Raw genomic sequence first — 14,960 nt, 5'->3', positions numbered from 1 at the left:
AAGCCAGTCACAAGGACTGGCTTTAATGTAACCGAAATTTAAGCGTGTAATACGCTATGGACGCCGACGCCCCATAAACAGGCTGACGAGGAACAGGATGATACCGACGATAAAGACAATTTTCGCGGCTCCTGCTGCCGTACCCGCAAGACCACCAAAGCCCAGTGCGGCGGCAATTAACGCGATAACCAGAAATATAATGCCCCAACGAAACATAAAACTCTCCTTTACCATAGTTAATTTCAACCGCTTAAGGTGGACGCTCAGGATGCCCACCGGCGATGTTTTTCCTGGTACGTGCTTGTCATACCCGGCTTGCACCGGGTAGTGACGTTTTCAGGATTAGTTACTTCACTTTGAGATCGTTCTTCACGCTTTTCACGCCGTCGATTGCTTTGGCGATACTTTCAGCGCGTTCACTTTGTGCTTGTGAATCTACGGTACCGGACAACTGCACCACGCCATCGGTGGTTTCAACCTTCACCTTACGGGAAGGGACAACATCGTCGGCCAGCAGTTTTGCTTTGATTTCACTGGTTGTTGCGGTATCGCCCGCATAACCTTTCATGGTCTTGTTTTTGCCGTCACGCACGTGCAGCTTATCGCTCACAGAAGCCACACCCTCTACGCCTTTCGCTACGGAGACGGCTTTTTCTGCCTGCGCCTGGCTCTCAACAAAGCCGCTCAGCGTGACCACTTTTTTGTCCGTTTTCACGGAGATATCAGTGCTTTTAATGTCTTCATGATCCACCAGCGCCGCTTTAACTTTCGCGGTGATGGTGCTGTCATCCATGAAACCACCGACTTTATTCATTGAGCTATCGATTGATTCCCCTGCACTGGAAGCAGCATTTTGCGCTTTGTCGGTGGTAGTCTCCGCAGCGAATGCGGAACCACTTGCCAGAACAGAGCCCAGCATTACGGCCAGCAGAGTTTTGGAAATAGTCAGTTTTTTCATAGTCATCGATGTTATTCCTGTTGGTTTGCCCACAATTTGGGCCATAAGCAGCAACGTGTGCCGCTCTACTGCTGTGGTGAAAACCACCCAATTCAGCAACTGATGACGCGTTTACAATCCCGCCGAACATCGCGCTAAAGCAGTTGTTAATATTCCTTTGTGAAGAAATGATTGGATAAAAGACTATATTTCACGCATTGAACAGGACTTTTATCCACCCAATTTGTCATCACTTTGTTAAATATAGATCACAATCGACAAAAATCATGGCCGGGTGGGTAAAAAACGAACAAATGGAGGCGAAATGACGGGTTTTAAGAACAATCCGCAAGGGGCTAATTAGACAGGAGAAGTGACAGAGCACGGCGCAAACCGTGCTCTGCAGAAGGATTAATGCTCGCGAGTTTTGTGGAAAGTCACTTCCGGATAGCGTTCCTGTGTCAGATTCAGGTTTACCATCGTTGGGGCGATGTAGGTCAGGTTATCACCGCCATCAAGCGCCAGCTGGATTTCGTTCTTACGTTTGAATTCCTCGAATTTCTTCACGTCAGTACTTTCAACCCAGCGTGCCGTCGCCACGTTCACAGACTCATACACCGCTTCCACGTTGTATTCGCTCTTCAGACGGGAAACCACCACGTCAAACTGCAGCACACCCACCGCGCCGACAATCAGATCGTTGTTAGCGATGGGACGGAACACCTGCACCGCGCCCTCTTCTGAAAGCTGAACCAGGCCTTTAAGTAACTGTTTCTGCTTCAGCGGGTCACGCAGACGGATGCGACGGAACAGTTCCGGTGCGAAGTTCGGAATACCGGTGAACTTCATCATCTCGCCCTGGGTGAAGGTGTCACCAATCTGGATCGTACCGTGGTTATGCAGACCAATAATGTCACCCGGGTAGGCTTCTTCCACATGAGAGCGATCGCCAGCCATGAAAGTCAGGGCGTCAGAGATAACCACATCTTTGCCGGTGCGCACCTGGCGCAGCTTCATGCCCTTCTCATAACGGCCAGATACCACACGCATAAACGCCACGCGGTCACGGTGTTTCGGGTCCATGTTGGCCTGAATTTTAAAGACAAAACCGGTGAATTTGTCATCGTCTGCTTTCACTTCGCGGGTGTCGGTTTTACGCGGCATTGGCGCGGGCGCCCACTCCACCAGACCGTCCAGCATATGATCGACACCAAAGTTACCCAGCGCGGTACCAAAGAAGACCGGCGTTAATTCACCATTCAGGAACAGCTCTTTATCGAACTCGTTCGATGCGCCCTGCACCAGCTCCAGCTCATCGCGCAGCTGCTGTGCCAGGTCTTCGCCCACGGCTTTATCCAGATCCGGGTTGTTCAGCCCTTTAACGATGCGCACCTCCTGGATGGTGTGCCCCTGCCCTGTCTGATACAGGTAAGTTTCATCTTTATAGAGGTGATAAACGCCCTTGAACAACTTACCGCAGCCAATCGGCCAGGTAATCGGCGCACAGGCGATCTTCAGCTCATTTTCCACTTCATCCAGCAGCTCCATCGGATCGCGAATGTCACGGTCAAGTTTGTTCATAAAGGTGAGGATCGGCGTATCGCGCAGACGGGTAACTTCCATCAGCTTACGGGTCCGATCTTCAACCCCTTTTGCCGCATCGATAACCATCAGGCAGCAGTCCACGGCCGTCAGTGTGCGGTAGGTATCTTCGGAGAAGTCTTCGTGCCCCGGGGTATCCAGCAGATTGACCAGGCTGGTTTTATACGGGAACTGCATCACGGAGGTGGTAATAGAGATCCCACGCTGCTTTTCCATCTCCATCCAGTCGGATTTCGCGTGCTGGCTGGAGCCGCGGCCTTTTACCGTACCGGCGGTTTGAATCGCCTGTCCGAACAGCAGCACCTTTTCAGTGATGGTGGTTTTACCGGCATCGGGGTGCGAGATGATAGCGAACGTGCGGCGCTTTGCTACCTCTTGTAAATAAGGAGACAACGTCATAATGAAATCTTCTGTGTAATTGCGCGGCCTGAGGCCCCGCGATGAAATACGAAAAATGCGGCTATTGTACTCAACGGTGGAGAGCAGACAATCAATGTTTACACAGGAGTTGCTCCAGTTCGTTCAGGGACGTGACGGTCCAGGTCGGGTTGATACCTTCAGGCAGTGTGCGATCGTGCGCATTCAACCAGCAGGTCGAAAGCCCGGCGTTAATGCCGCCCAGAATGTCGGATTCAGCCGTATCGCCAACCATCAGCACGCGCGCGCGATCCGGATTACCCGCTTTTTGCAGCGCGTAATCAAAAATCTTCGCATCGGGCTTCGCCACGCCAACTTCTTCGGAAATCACTAATAAATCAAAATAGTCGCGAAGGCCGGTACGTTCCAGGCGGATTTGCTGCAAGGCGGTGAAACCGTTGGTGATGATGCCGAGTTTCGCTTTGCCTTTGAGGCTGTCCAGTAATGATACAGCGCCTGGCAGTGGCGCGCAGATTTCGGCCATCGCATTCAGAAACGCATCGTTCAGCGAACCGGCGGGGACGTTCAGGCGTTCAGACCAGCTCTGAAAGCGCTGCGTCTGCAACTGCAATGCGCTGATGGCGCCATTTTGGTAATCCACCCACAGCGGTTTGTTAACAGCTTGATATTCTGCAAAATCCTGATCGGTGAATGTCACGCTATAGTCAAGAAACATCCGTTGTAAGCCGCCAAACGCATCAAAGGTAAACAGCGTTTCGTCAGCATCAAAGAGTATCCAGTCCCATTTCATTACATCACCTTTTTAAATTGCTAAAGCCATCACTATCGCGTCTTCGCGCCCGTTGGCGGTGGGGTAATAGTTACGGCGAATGGTCGCTTCGTTAAAACCTAAACTTTCATACAGCGCGATAGCACCCACATTAGAGGCGCGGACTTCCAGCCACAGCGTCAGCACGTCGCGTACTTCCAGTTCATGAATCAGATGTTCAAGCAACTGACGTCCCAGCCCTTTACGCTGCCAGGCCGGATCGACGGCGATGTTAAACAGCGTGGCTTCGTCGAGCACCACCTGGGTAATGGCAAATGCGGCCATTTCATTTCCGACCATCAACCGGTAGTTGAGATAGCGTTCGCCCTGATTGCTGACCAGCGTTTTTTCGCTCCAGGGGAAGGCATGTGCCCGTGTTTCTATTTGATATGCGCGAGTTAAATCAGCCGTGCTGAGGGAAGAAATCGTGTTCATGTTCGCAGATTTGTTGCCATAACGCGGCGCGAGCCGCAGGGTTTGTGCGTAGCTCATCAACTGTCGGCGTCGCAACCTGAGCGCCTACCAGCGCCTGCTGCGCTTCAACACCCAACCACCAGCTATTGCACTGGCTTTCGGGCGGTAGCATGGCGACGCGATCGGGCGTCAACTGAAGGACTTGATCTTCTGTCACGGTTAGCGCGCGCAGCACGTCGCTGACTAATGGATCGCTCAGCGTCGGCAATGTCGGTGAAATCATCACCAAACGGATATGCGCGGGCAGCGAAATAGCAATTTCCCCCTGCAGCGCCGCCGGGCGACGCAAGGTCCACTGGGTAATGCCCAGTTGCTGTAATTGCCAGTCGCGTCGGGAAGTCATCGTGAAACACTCCTCTATCAGGCGCGCAAATATAACAAACTCGACAAAATTGCGCCATCAACACGCAACCCGTAAAGAGGCCGCGCGATAAAATAACGCGTATACACAAAATCATTCACACTGCGTTGTGAATGCAAGAATTAAGGCGCCCCAGGCGCTTAACTGAGGGGCGAAGACGCAGCCAAGAAAGAGGCAGTGTGAAGGATAACGTGTATAATCGCCGCCTGAATTGAAAGAGGAACCATTCATGTCTGCTTATACCCCGGCAAGTGAAGTCTTGCTGCGCCACAGTGACGATTTCGAACCAAGCCGTATTTTATTTGCCGGCGATTTGCAGGATGACCTGCCCGCTCGCCTGGACACCGCTGAAAGCCGTGCCTGGACGCAACAATTTCATCAGTGGCAGACCTTAAGCCAGCAGATGGGTGAACATGCCCGTTATAGCCTGGTGGCCGATAGCGAGACTGTCGGTAACAGCGACACGCTTATTTATTACTGGCCGAAGAATAAACCCGAAGCGCAATTTCAGTTGATGAACCTGTTATCGCTGCTGCCGGTGGGCACCGACATTTTTGTGGTGGGTGAAAACCGTAGCGGTGTGCGCAGTGCCGAACAGATGCTGGCTGAGTTTTGTCCGTTGAATAAAGTCGATAGCGCTCGTCGCTGTGGGCTGTATCACGGTCGTCTTGAGAAGCAGTCGCAGTTCGATCCGCACAGTTTCTGGGGCGAATACATGCTGGATAACCTGACCATTAAAACTCTGCCAGGCGTGTTCAGCCGTGACGGTTTGGATGTCGGTAGCCAACTTCTGCTGTCGACGCTTACGCCGCATACCAAGGGGAAAGTGCTGGATGTAGGTTGTGGCGCGGGTGTGCTTGCAACGGTACTGGCCAGCCACTCGCCGAAAGTGCGCCTGACGCTGTGCGATGTTTCCGCCCCGGCGGTAGAAGCCAGCCGCGCAACGCTTGCGGCGAACGGTATTGAAGGTGAGGTTTTCGCCAGCAATGTCTTCTCAGAAGTCACGGGCCGCTTTGACATGATCATCTCCAATCCGCCATTCCATGATGGTTTGCAAACCAGCCAGGAAGCCGCGCAAACGCTGATTCGCGGTGCGGTACGCCATCTGAATAGCGGCGGCGAACTGCGTATTGTTGCGAACGCCTTCCTGCCTTACCCGGATGTGCTGGATCAAACGTTTGGTTTCCACGAAGTCATCGCCCAGACAGGCCGGTTCAAAGTCTACCGTACGATCATGACGCGCCAGGCGTTGAAGTAACCCGCAGGCCCGATGGAATCATTCATCGGGCAAATTTCCCCCCTCATCACGCCGCGGCCATTTTTACAGCGATCAGCCTCAGTCTGTGCAATTAACTATTGACGAAAAGTTGAAAACATCTAGAATGCGCCTCCGTGGTAACGATACTTCAAGAGTATCGATGGTATGCGAAGGTGGCGGAATTGGTAGACGCGCTAGCTTCAGGTGTTAGTGTCCTTACGGACGTGGGGGTTCAAGTCCCCCCCCTCGCACCATAAACCACGTTGATATCGCTCGCACTGTGCGAAGGTGGCGGAATTGGTAGACGCGCTAGCTTCAGGTGTTAGTGTTCTTACGGACGTGGGGGTTCAAGTCCCCCCCCTCGCACCAACGAGGCGATATCAAAAAGTAAGATGACTGTGCGAAGGTGGCGGAATTGGTAGACGCGCTAGCTTCAGGTGTTAGTGTCCTTACGGACGTGGGGGTTCAAGTCCCCCCCCTCGCACCAGATATCTTATTCCTTCCCTGTATCTCTCTCCTGTTACATCATCATCTTTAGATTCAACAAGATCAGCATCATTGCGCCAACCAGTGCCACGCCTGAAGGCAATAAAATAAAATGGCGTAAACGCTTATGGTAAAGCATGACGGGTGTGAGTAATAAGCCCAGAACAATCACCATTCGCCACGCATTGGCTGATAAATCCGCCAGCATCAGCACAGCAACAATGACTCCCGGCACAACAATTCCCCAGCCACTTCCCAGCGCGCGTTGCAACATGGTTTTATCTCTCAAACCGATAATGATAACCAATATCATATGATATCTTTTCTCATTTGTCAGCCTGCGGTCATACGGTCGTATGAAGATTACTCATCATCTAATGACAGTCATTCAGGAAGGTGATAAATTAAGCGCTGCTTAAATCTAAATCCAAATCACTAATTTTTCGCAATGATAGTTTTGTTGCGTTACTTCTTTTCTTTTTGACTCATAACGCAGCGACAACTCGCGGATAAATAACGATTTTTAGGTATGACATTACAAACCTGGCAATCTCTGTGTAATAAGAGATATCGATTGTCCCTACGACTCTTTTTACTGCTCAACGCGATCTCAGCTTTGTTCTCTATTGCTATGCCGCTTTACAATCAGCACGCCTTCACCTTTCCGGTGTGCGCTATTTTTGCGGCAAGCGTCCTGTTGCCCGCCTGGCAAAAGTGTTATCCAAAAGCAAAAATCAATATTACATTCATCTCATGTATATTTGGCTGCCTGTGGGCATGGCATGTGATCACCAAAGTCAGGTTACTCAATGACAATGCCTCCACTTACCTGCTGATTGCCTTGTTAAGTGTGCTTTTTATCGGCTCCATCGCTTTTTCAAATAACATTGTCGCCTTTTTGCTGCACTCTTTGCCTGTGTTCGTAACATGCCTATGGCTTAACGAAGGGGAAAGCGCAATCAGGCTTATTTGTACCTTTGCGTTGCCAGTGCTGGGGATCTCTATCCAGCATGCGATCCAAAAACGTAACGATAGTTTTGCCCTTGCGCTGATGAACCGCCTGATGCAGGAGCGCAAAACCCTCAACGATCTGAGCATGCTTGACCCGCTAACCGGCTTGTATAACCGTCGTGGTTTGCAACATAAACTCGATAACTTGCTGGCCGTCGATGAGAGTTCGCGTTTCGTCCTGCTGCTCGATATTGATCATTTCAAAGCCTACAACGACCATTACGGCCATATGATGGGCGATCAGGCGCTTATCCGCGTTTCCGCCGCTTTACGGGACGCCGTGCGCTCCCGTGATATCGTCGCGCGCTTTGGCGGCGAAGAATTTATGATCCTGCTGAATAATGTCGATGTCGAACAGGCGCGCTTTACCGGAGAGCGCATCCGCCAGAAAGTGTACGATTTAAAAATCCCGCATATGTTTAACGAAAGCGTCGCCACGAACGTCACAATCAGCATCGGCATTGCGCCTCTTGTCGATCACGATATTGATGCGGCACTTTCGCTCGCCGATAAAGCCTTATATGAAGCCAAACATTTAGGTCGTAATAACATTCTGGTCAGTGGTGAGCTGCAAGTCGCCTGAGGCGTTGTCGGCGCTAACTTTACGATAAAAATGTTGCTATCGATTTTCCCTCTGGATAGGATTGGCAATCATTATCGTTTAGATTTCCTATCGGCTGGCGCTATGGCTTATCGCACCGCATCGATCACCGAAAACATTATCTGGCGAAGCCGACTCACTGATGAGCGCGATTCGCTGGCAAACGCCATGCGGGAAACTATCGCCAGCACCCGTGAATATTTACTCGATTTTATTCGTCTGAATGAACCCGCACCGTATGCGGCAATGACGCTGACCGAGTGGACGCGCCCTGCGGCATTGCAGTCACTTATCGCCACCTATTCCGATCATATTTACCGTAACCAGTTGACGCAGCCGCGTGAGAACAAACCGTTGCTGTCGCTATGGGCGCAGTGGTATCTCGGCCTGCTGGTGCCGCCACTATTATTGACGCTGCTAACGCAAAAAAGCGCCATTGACCTCTCCCAGGAACATTTTCATGTTGAGTTCCATGAAACTGGCCGCGCCGCGTGTTTCTGGATTGATGTGCAACGGGATAATCAGTTGTCGTCATGCGATGACGCGCAGCGAATTTGTGCGTTAACGACACAGGCGATGCTCCCGGTTGTTCAGGCGCTGGAAGCCACCGGTGATATCAACGGTAAACTTATCTGGAGCAATACCGGTTATCTGATTAACTGGTGCCTGGGGGAACTCATCCCACAGCTGGGTGAAACGCGTGTCGCCGCGCTTCGCCAGCTTTGCTTTTTTGAAAAGCAGCTTGCGGACGGCAGTGATAACCCTTTGTGGCGCACAGTGGTTCTGCGCGACGGCGTTCTGGTGCGTCGTACTTGCTGCCAGCGCTATCGCCTGCCGGATGTTCAGCAGTGCGGTGACTGTACATTGAAATAAGCAGAGGGCGATTAATCGCCCTCTGCGTTTTTATTCGACACCATCACGCAACTTGTTTCTCTTCCTCTGCGCGTTGCGCCTCCTCAGCTTCCTGTTCCAGCAACTGTTTCTCATACACTTTGAAGAACGGGTAGTAAATCACCGCCGAGACACAGGCCAGCAGAACGACAAGAATCGCCGCGCGAAAATCCCAACCTAATGCCCATGCGCCGCCAATCGGCGCTGGCGCGGTCCAGGGTACGACCGAGATAACCCGGCCAATCAGATCCAGTTTCATTGCCGCCCAGGCAATAATCGCGTTAAGAGTCGGAGCCAGCAGGAATGGGATGAAGAACACGGGGTTCATTACAATGGGAGTTCCGAAAATAACCGGTTCGTTGATGTTGAACAAACTGGGCACCACGCTCAGACGTCCGATCGAACGCAAATGCACCGAGCGGCTACGCAAGTAGCAGAACACCAGCCCCATGGTCGCCCCGGATCCGCCGATAACAATAAAGAATGTCCAGAACGCTTCCATAAAGATATGCGGTAACGGCGCACCTTGTGCCAGCGCGCTCTGGTTAAGCCCGAGGTTTGTTAACCAGAACATCTGCAGCATTCCGGAAACAATCGCCGCGCCATGAATCCCCGCAAACCACAATAAATGACCGATGATCACCGCCAGCAAAATCGCCGGCAGCGAGTCCGCCGCCGCCACCAGCGGTTTGAACAGCGCCATAATGGCTTGCGGGATTAACATGTTGAACTGCGTCTGGATGAGCAGGCTCAGCGGATAAAGGGTCAGCACCACGACCAAAACCGGGATCAGCAAATCAAAAGAGTTTTTGATCATTGGCGGCACCTGGTCTGGCAAACGGATGCCTATATTGTGTGCTTTCAGGAAACGCATCATTTCCACGCAGTAAATTGCCACCAGGATCGCGGTAAAAATACCGGTACCGCCCAGGCTATCCACTGGCAATGTGCCGTTAGTTTTCGGCGCTGCGACCAGTAGAAATGCCATCAACGACAGCATCGCACACATAAACGGATCCAGCTGGTGCGACTTCACATAATGTTTACCGAGGTTGTAAGCAATCGCCGCACAGATATAGATAGACATGATGCCCATCGTCATATCGAAAGGCGTAAGGATCCGCCCTTCATACTGCTTCGCCAGGTCCAGCCATGTTCGGGCAAAACCCCAGGTCGTATCTGGCGAAAATGGAGGGTAGGCAAACACCAGCAAAAATGAACCCACTATCATAAACGGCATCGCGGAGATAAAACCGTCGCGAATCGCCATTACATGACGCTGGGAAGAGATGCGTCCGGCTACCGGACTGACATAATTTTCTATAAACCGGAAAATAAGATTAAACGCAGCATGGTTGGCAGACATAGTAGATCTCCTATCAGGCTAACAAAGTAAGCGCATCAGCAACCGTTCTGCCGTGCAGCGATCCATGTTGTTGACGTGAAACCATGCAGGTTTTCGAACCAGCATTACAGCAAAGTTGAGTAGGTTTCATAGACGGCTCTTTTTTAATTTTATGGACAGAGGGAAATGACAAAATGAGTATTAACCCGGCTTGTTAACACTGCAACCGGTTACTGTAACCGGTTTCCGCGATTGTGAAGAGGATCGAGAATCTGGCAGTAAGATGTTTGTTATGCCCGGTTATTTACACACATAACAGGCTTGTGACAGATTAATGGCGGTCATTAGCTGGAGAACATCATGAGTTTGCAGTCCGTGCGGCAGTTCTTTGCCGATAACGCCCCTGACATCAATATTATTGAGCTTAACCAAAGCACAGCGACCGTGGCACTGGCCGCCGCCGCGCATAATGTCGAACCCGGGCAAATCGCAAAGACACTGTCGTTAAAAGTGAAAAACGAAGTGATATTAGTCGTCGCGAAAGGTGATGCACGCCTTGATAACAAAAAACTAAAAAATACCTTTGGCGCGAAAGCCCGCATGCTAAGCAGTGATGAAGTCGTCACCATTACCGGGCACCCCGTCGGTGGCGTCTGCCCGTTTGGTCTGGAAAACCCGCTCCAGGTATATTGTGACGTGTCGCTAAAACGCTATCAGGAAGTGTTACCGGCGGCGGGAGCAATTCACAGCGCGATTCGTATTTCTCCCGACAGAATGGCGGAGTTAACGCACGCGAAATGGATTGATGTGTGTCTGTAGTAGCATAACAAAGCGCCAGGGGTAGCCTGGCGCCAGTTCCCAAAAAACCCTTTTACATTAACTCAGCCGTTGCGCGTGCGCAGGGCGGCTTCCATGTCAGAATATCCGCCGCATCAAGCAAACCGACATCTGATGTGACCCCCAGCTTTGCCATCGCGTTGAATTTATGCGCGCGAATAGTTTTCACGTTACGATCCAGCTGCGATGCAATCTCGGCCACAGAATAACCTCGCGTCATGTAGTTCAGAATTTCCCTTTCGGTCGGGCTGAGCATACGACACTGGCTAACATACCAATGGTTAATCATGTTTTCGTTAATACGCCGCGTTTCACCAAACAACGTGACCAACTCCTCCAGTAGTACAGAAAGTGGCGATGATTTGCTTAATATCCCGTGCAACCGTGAGGGGGAGAGATGCCCAACCAGCCGCGCTTCACGGTTGTCTCCCGCTAATACAATGCGTTGCATTTCTGGATGAGAAAGGGAGAGTAAATGCAGACACATCAGACATTCGAGTCGTTCTTTCCGCTGACCAAAAAGGGAATAGATAACGGAAAAAAACGAAGTCTGTTTCAGCGCCTGCCGAAACGCCGAATGGTCTTTAAAAAAATAAAATTGATAGTGATTAATAGCAGATTCATCAAATAAATGTCGTAGACCCTCCCCGCTCATTATGCATTTTTCTATGATGGCAACATTTCCCTTCTTCCTGGTATTTTCCATTCATTATGTTCTCCGTCCGCCGTACCAAAATCCAGCTGTTTCATTCCCTGACTGCTATTAATCCATGTATACAAATCTGCATTACTACGAAGTGATAATCGCCGCATTGCGCTGTTCTTTTGCGCACTGACTGTTTTATTACTTTTTTTAAGCAGTGTGGCGATTTGATTAATACCCCACCCTTTCCCGAGGAGACGTAACACTTTACGCTCAGACAACGTTAACATTGCGTTAGAAAAAGAATTGTCGTTGTGTTTATGCCATCCTGAAGTCAATAAGGTTTGGCTAATATTCTCAACGTCCTTATGCCCATTACGAATCGCCTCAATTACACCCTCGATCGGTTCCACGTCCGCCAGCAATGTCGTTTTGGGCTGCATAAGAAGCTCAGCAGCCACAGGATAGAGGCTGCGCGAGACGAAGAATAACCAGCGTGCGTTATCGCATTGAGGAAACAGTGAATAATATTGCTGACAGCTTTTTCTTGCATAGCGCTGTTCCCCTGATAAGTCAGTGATTATCAGTCTGGCAGATTTTAATTTGAGCGGTGCAACCTCTTCCACTGACGAATAATAATTAAGTGCATATTCCGGGAAATGTCGCTCAAGAATGCCGCCAATCCCGACCCTAAGCACTGGCGTTTTGCTGATGATAATCCCCTGATTGCCGTCTTTCGATAGCATAAAACCTCCGCTTCCATTTGCGCGTTCTATCAATCTTATTTATAAGTATTTACTCAGTTAATACTCATATTGCGTAAAGTAGCAACACCTTTTTGATGCAGTCACTATAAAATTGGCACAGTTTATGAATGACAACAAATATAATGTACTGAATTATAATATCCACAAGTAGTGTGTCAACATTGCACAATGCGCATTAAAATATCCGATACATTATTAATAATAAAATAAGAAATTTAAAAGAGCCGACATATATTAATATAAGGAAAAAACAATTATCTTAAATAATAGATAAGATCTTATTAACGCTAACTTCATCATTATTCTCAGCTAAGTAGAAAAAATCTGCTGTTTCTTTTCCGTTATCACGTCATTCTTAACATGCGTTAAGCTCTCCTTTTGAACATGAACAAGCGTGATTTAATGCACAATTCTTGATCTTTCTTAGCGTCATCCAGCCCTTGTCCTGTGCTAAAAATAGGCTTTCCGCTCCATCCTTCGTGAGCGTCAGTGCAACAATACCAGGGTAATCATGCAAACAGACCAGTCATCACAGCGGGCCATTACGCGGCTGTGCATTCAGTGCGGCCTTTTTTTGTTACAGCACGGCGCTGAGAGCGCGCTGGTTGAGGAGCTTTCAACGCGTCTGGGACTGGCGCTGGGCATGGACAGTGTTGAAAGCTCGATTTCTTCCAATGCCATTGTCCTTACCACCATTAAAGACGGAAAGTGCCTCACTTCAACCCGCAAAAATAGCGATCGCGGCATCAATATGCACGTGGTGACGGAAGTCCAGCATATTGTCATTCTCGCTGAACATAAGTTATTGGATTGTAAAGACGTCGAGAAGCGCTTCGCTCAGGTCAAACCCTTACGCTACCCACGCTGGCTGGTCACGTTGATGGTAGGTCTCTCTTGTGCCTGCTTTTGCAAGCTCAATAATGGCGGCTGGGATGGTGCTTTTATAACTTTTTGTGCCAGTAGTGTCGCGATGTATGTTCGCCTGGTTCTGGCAGGTCGTCACTTACATCCGCAAATCAACTTTTGTATCACCGCTTTTGTCGCTACGACAGTTTCCGGCCTGATGCTGACGCTGCCCGTTTTTCTGCAATCATCCACCGTCGCCATGGCGGCCAGCGTTTTGCTTTTGGTACCGGGGTTTCCGCTGATTAACTCGGTTGCCGATATGTTTAAAGGGCATATCAATACGGGGCTTGCACGTTGGGCAATCGCCAGCTTATTAACGCTTGCCACCTGTATTGGTGTGGTAATGGCAATGACACTGTGGGGGTTACGCGGATGGATGTAATTTTGTTCCTTCTTGCACTGGCGCAGGATATGTTACTGGCGACCATCCCTGCCGTTGGCTTTGCCATGGTATTTAACGTGCCGCACCGCGCCCTACCCTGGTGCGCGCTGCTTGGCGCGATTGGTCATGGTTCGCGCTTCGCTATGGTGCACTGGGGATTCAATATCGAATGGTCGACCTTTGCCGCCTCAATGCTGGTCGGCTCGATTGGCATCCACTGGTCACGCTGGTATCTGGCGCACCCGAAAGTCTTTACCGTGGCGGCGGTGATCCCTATGTTTCCGGGCATTTCCGCTTATACCGCGATGATTTCGGCGGTGAAGATTGGCCATTTTGGCTACAACGAAGAACTGATGATTTTACTGTTGACGAATTTCCTGAAAGCATCCTCGATTGTCGGGGCACTCTCTATTGGCCTGTCGATTCCTGGTCTGTGGATTTACCGCAAACGCCCCCGCGTATAAGGTCCATTTTTTGCCGTCGCAGTCAACATCTGCCGGTAATAATCTTGAGGCATAGAGACTGACAGCCATTGCGGAACGTGCAACGTAATCACATGATAGAGAAAGATTTTCTAAAGCAGCGATTTACCAAACACTCAGTAAGCAATGTTCGTTTTCACCGGATCGACGATACTGACTCTTTCGCAACCCTTTTTACAAAACCCCCGGTCCGGGTTGCGAAGCGCCAATACCATGTTGAAACCACAGGCAAGTTCTCATGCGTCTACCTGTTCAAAAAAATAACTTGCAATAAAATCGCACGCTATATATATTCAATTCCATGAAGAAAACATCGACTCCAACCGCGAATGCGCAGCTCGCGTTAGATAACCAGTTTTGTTTTGCGCTGTACTCAACAAATCTGGCGCTGCATAAGCTCTACCGGCAGCTACTGGCACCGATGAATCTCACCTACCCGCAATATCTGGTGATGCTGGTGCTGTGGGAGAAAGATGACATCACGGTGTCGGAAATTGGCGAGCGCCTGTTTCTTGACTCCGCCACGCTGACGCCGCTGCTGAAGCGTCTGGAAAGCGCCGGGTTGATTCGTCGTCAACGTTCGCGCCAGGATGAACGTCAGGTGGTGATCACCTTAAGCGAAAGCGGGCATGAACTGCAGCAGCAAGCGACGTCGATTCCGGAAGCAATCGGCTGTGCAATGGCTTGTGATAGCGCAACGCTTGCCGATCTCAAGCAGCAACTGGAACGGCTTCGCCAACAGTTTCAACGGGCATAAGCTCCCTTTGCAGGGAGTTTATTTCCAGCAACAA

At 50.3% G+C, this 14,960-nt stretch carries 17 protein-coding genes and 3 tRNA genes; 10 read left to right on the top strand and 10 right to left on the bottom strand.

Going from position 1 to position 14,960, the window contains the following annotated elements:
• Positions 1-54: 54 nt before the first annotated feature.
• From IP581_RS03250 to IP581_RS03225, 6 genes are all read right to left on the bottom strand, one after another.
• Complete coding sequence (locus tag IP581_RS03250; RefSeq protein ID WP_007373037.1) at positions 55-216, bottom strand: DUF1328 domain-containing protein; 162 nt, start codon at positions 214-216, stop codon at positions 55-57.
• Between the two features lie 130 nt (positions 217-346).
• Positions 347-964 carry a molecular chaperone OsmY gene (gene osmY, locus IP581_RS03245; RefSeq protein WP_020456462.1) on the bottom strand — a complete coding sequence of 206 codons (618 nt, stop codon included), beginning with the start codon at positions 962-964 and terminating at the stop codon, positions 347-349.
• A gap of 384 nt (positions 965-1,348) precedes the next feature.
• On the bottom strand, positions 1,349-2,938 hold the full coding sequence (gene prfC / locus IP581_RS03240; RefSeq protein WP_086870377.1) for a peptide chain release factor 3: 1,590 nt from the start codon (positions 2,936-2,938) through the stop codon (positions 1,349-1,351).
• A 91-nt stretch (positions 2,939-3,029) separates the two neighbouring features.
• Positions 3,030-3,707, bottom strand: a complete 678-nt coding sequence (gene yjjG, locus IP581_RS03235; RefSeq protein WP_086870375.1) for a pyrimidine 5'-nucleotidase — start codon at positions 3,705-3,707, stop codon at positions 3,030-3,032.
• Between the two features lie 12 nt (positions 3,708-3,719).
• Positions 3,720-4,160, bottom strand: a complete 441-nt coding sequence (gene rimI / locus IP581_RS03230) for a ribosomal protein S18-alanine N-acetyltransferase (RefSeq protein WP_193821750.1) — start codon at positions 4,158-4,160, stop codon at positions 3,720-3,722.
• A complete protein-coding gene (locus tag IP581_RS03225) occupies positions 4,129-4,542 on the bottom strand; it encodes a DNA polymerase III subunit psi (protein WP_097401202.1) in 414 nt (137 codons plus the stop codon). Before IP581_RS03225 ends, rimI begins: the two co-directional genes overlap by 32 nt.
• A gap of 247 nt (positions 4,543-4,789) precedes the next feature.
• On the opposite strand from IP581_RS03225, the gene rsmC reads away from it, so the two are divergent.
• From rsmC to IP581_RS03205, 4 genes are all read left to right on the top strand, one after another.
• Positions 4,790-5,818: a 16S rRNA (guanine(1207)-N(2))-methyltransferase RsmC gene (gene rsmC / locus IP581_RS03220; RefSeq protein WP_193821749.1), complete on the top strand. Its 1,029-nt coding sequence runs from the start codon at positions 4,790-4,792 to the stop codon at positions 5,816-5,818.
• 167 nt (positions 5,819-5,985) lie between these two features.
• Positions 5,986-6,072, top strand: a tRNA-Leu gene (locus tag IP581_RS03215).
• A 28-nt stretch (positions 6,073-6,100) separates the two neighbouring features.
• Positions 6,101-6,187: transfer RNA gene (locus IP581_RS03210), tRNA-Leu, on the top strand.
• Positions 6,188-6,218: 31 nt separating this feature from the next.
• Positions 6,219-6,305, top strand: a tRNA-Leu gene (locus IP581_RS03205).
• A gap of 33 nt (positions 6,306-6,338) precedes the next feature.
• On the opposite strand, the gene IP581_RS03200 is transcribed toward IP581_RS03205, so the two are convergent.
• Positions 6,339-6,617, bottom strand: a complete 279-nt coding sequence (locus tag IP581_RS03200) for a DUF1435 domain-containing protein (protein ID WP_193821748.1) — start codon at positions 6,615-6,617, stop codon at positions 6,339-6,341.
• A gap of 216 nt (positions 6,618-6,833) precedes the next feature.
• Here IP581_RS03200 and IP581_RS03195 point away from each other — a divergent pair, with 216 nt between their 5' ends.
• Both IP581_RS03195 and fhuF read left to right on the top strand, forming a co-directional pair.
• Positions 6,834-7,898: a GGDEF domain-containing protein gene (locus IP581_RS03195; protein WP_097401197.1), complete on the top strand. Its 1,065-nt coding sequence runs from the start codon at positions 6,834-6,836 to the stop codon at positions 7,896-7,898.
• Between the two features lie 102 nt (positions 7,899-8,000).
• Positions 8,001-8,789 (top strand): siderophore-iron reductase FhuF, encoded by a 789-nt coding sequence (gene fhuF, locus IP581_RS03190; protein ID WP_193821747.1) that lies wholly within the window; start codon positions 8,001-8,003, stop codon positions 8,787-8,789.
• Between the two features lie 43 nt (positions 8,790-8,832).
• Here the strand turns inward: fhuF and IP581_RS03185 are convergent, their stop codons facing one another.
• A complete protein-coding gene (locus tag IP581_RS03185; protein ID WP_086870365.1) occupies positions 8,833-10,173 on the bottom strand; it encodes a PTS sugar transporter subunit IIC in 1,341 nt (446 codons plus the stop codon).
• Positions 10,174-10,512: 339 nt separating this feature from the next.
• Here IP581_RS03185 and IP581_RS03180 point away from each other — a divergent pair, with 339 nt between their 5' ends.
• Complete coding sequence (locus IP581_RS03180; protein WP_097401194.1) at positions 10,513-10,971, top strand: YbaK/EbsC family protein; 459 nt, start codon at positions 10,513-10,515, stop codon at positions 10,969-10,971.
• Between the two features lie 52 nt (positions 10,972-11,023).
• Here the strand turns inward: IP581_RS03180 and bglJ are convergent, their stop codons facing one another.
• Complete coding sequence (gene bglJ, locus IP581_RS03175; protein ID WP_193822635.1) at positions 11,024-11,644, bottom strand: DNA-binding transcriptional activator BglJ; 621 nt, start codon at positions 11,642-11,644, stop codon at positions 11,024-11,026.
• An 11-nt stretch (positions 11,645-11,655) separates the two neighbouring features.
• Positions 11,656-12,378 carry a response regulator transcription factor gene (locus tag IP581_RS03170; RefSeq protein WP_193821746.1) on the bottom strand — a complete coding sequence of 241 codons (723 nt, stop codon included), beginning with the start codon at positions 12,376-12,378 and terminating at the stop codon, positions 11,656-11,658.
• Between the two features lie 532 nt (positions 12,379-12,910).
• Between IP581_RS03170 and IP581_RS03165 the strand changes: the two genes are divergently transcribed.
• The 3 genes from IP581_RS03165 to IP581_RS03155 all read left to right on the top strand — a co-directional run bounded on the left by IP581_RS03165 (position 12,911) and on the right by IP581_RS03155 (position 14,926).
• Complete coding sequence (locus IP581_RS03165; protein ID WP_193821745.1) at positions 12,911-13,687, top strand: threonine/serine exporter family protein; 777 nt, start codon at positions 12,911-12,913, stop codon at positions 13,685-13,687.
• Entirely contained in the window at positions 13,678-14,151 is a 474-nt protein-coding gene (locus IP581_RS03160) for a threonine/serine exporter (protein WP_193821744.1), read from the top strand. The genes IP581_RS03165 and IP581_RS03160 overlap by 10 nt, the downstream gene beginning before the upstream one ends.
• Before the next feature lie 319 nt (positions 14,152-14,470).
• On the top strand, positions 14,471-14,926 hold the full coding sequence (locus IP581_RS03155; protein ID WP_193821743.1) for a MarR family winged helix-turn-helix transcriptional regulator: 456 nt from the start codon (positions 14,471-14,473) through the stop codon (positions 14,924-14,926).
• Positions 14,927-14,960 lie beyond the last annotated feature (34 nt).

This window comes from Kosakonia pseudosacchari (assembly GCF_015167415.1).
Lineage (GTDB): Bacteria > Pseudomonadota > Gammaproteobacteria > Enterobacterales > Enterobacteriaceae > Kosakonia > Kosakonia pseudosacchari.
The sequence above is the reverse complement of the archived record's forward strand: the minus strand, read 5'-3'. Positions and strand labels throughout refer to the sequence as shown.

Excerpts from the sequence above, each read along its gene's own strand:
- IP581_RS03250 (WP_007373037.1), bottom strand. The coding sequence starts at position 216 with ATGTTTCGTTGGGGCATTATATTTCTGGTTATCGCGTTAATTGCCGCC.
- osmY (WP_020456462.1), bottom strand. The coding sequence starts at position 964 with ATGACTATGAAAAAACTGACTATTTCCAAAACTCTGCTGGCCGTAATG.
- prfC (WP_086870377.1), bottom strand. The coding sequence starts at position 2,938 with ATGACGTTGTCTCCTTATTTACAAGAGGTAGCAAAGCGCCGCACGTTC.
- yjjG (WP_086870375.1), bottom strand. The coding sequence starts at position 3,707 with ATGAAATGGGACTGGATACTCTTTGATGCTGACGAAACGCTGTTTACC.
- rimI (WP_193821750.1), bottom strand. The coding sequence starts at position 4,160 with ATGAACACGATTTCTTCCCTCAGCACGGCTGATTTAACTCGCGCATAT.
- IP581_RS03225 (WP_097401202.1), bottom strand. The coding sequence starts at position 4,542 with ATGACTTCCCGACGCGACTGGCAATTACAGCAACTGGGCATTACCCAG.
- rsmC (WP_193821749.1), top strand. The coding sequence starts at position 4,790 with ATGTCTGCTTATACCCCGGCAAGTGAAGTCTTGCTGCGCCACAGTGAC.
- IP581_RS03200 (WP_193821748.1), bottom strand. The coding sequence starts at position 6,617 with ATGATATTGGTTATCATTATCGGTTTGAGAGATAAAACCATGTTGCAA.
- IP581_RS03195 (WP_097401197.1), top strand. The coding sequence starts at position 6,834 with ATGACATTACAAACCTGGCAATCTCTGTGTAATAAGAGATATCGATTG.
- fhuF (WP_193821747.1), top strand. The coding sequence starts at position 8,001 with ATGGCTTATCGCACCGCATCGATCACCGAAAACATTATCTGGCGAAGC.
- IP581_RS03185 (WP_086870365.1), bottom strand. The coding sequence starts at position 10,173 with ATGTCTGCCAACCATGCTGCGTTTAATCTTATTTTCCGGTTTATAGAA.
- IP581_RS03180 (WP_097401194.1), top strand. The coding sequence starts at position 10,513 with ATGAGTTTGCAGTCCGTGCGGCAGTTCTTTGCCGATAACGCCCCTGAC.
- bglJ (WP_193822635.1), bottom strand. The coding sequence starts at position 11,644 with ATGAGCGGGGAGGGTCTACGACATTTATTTGATGAATCTGCTATTAAT.
- IP581_RS03170 (WP_193821746.1), bottom strand. The coding sequence starts at position 12,378 with ATGCTATCGAAAGACGGCAATCAGGGGATTATCATCAGCAAAACGCCA.
- IP581_RS03165 (WP_193821745.1), top strand. The coding sequence starts at position 12,911 with ATGCAAACAGACCAGTCATCACAGCGGGCCATTACGCGGCTGTGCATT.
- IP581_RS03160 (WP_193821744.1), top strand. The coding sequence starts at position 13,678 with ATGGATGTAATTTTGTTCCTTCTTGCACTGGCGCAGGATATGTTACTG.
- IP581_RS03155 (WP_193821743.1), top strand. The coding sequence starts at position 14,471 with ATGAAGAAAACATCGACTCCAACCGCGAATGCGCAGCTCGCGTTAGAT.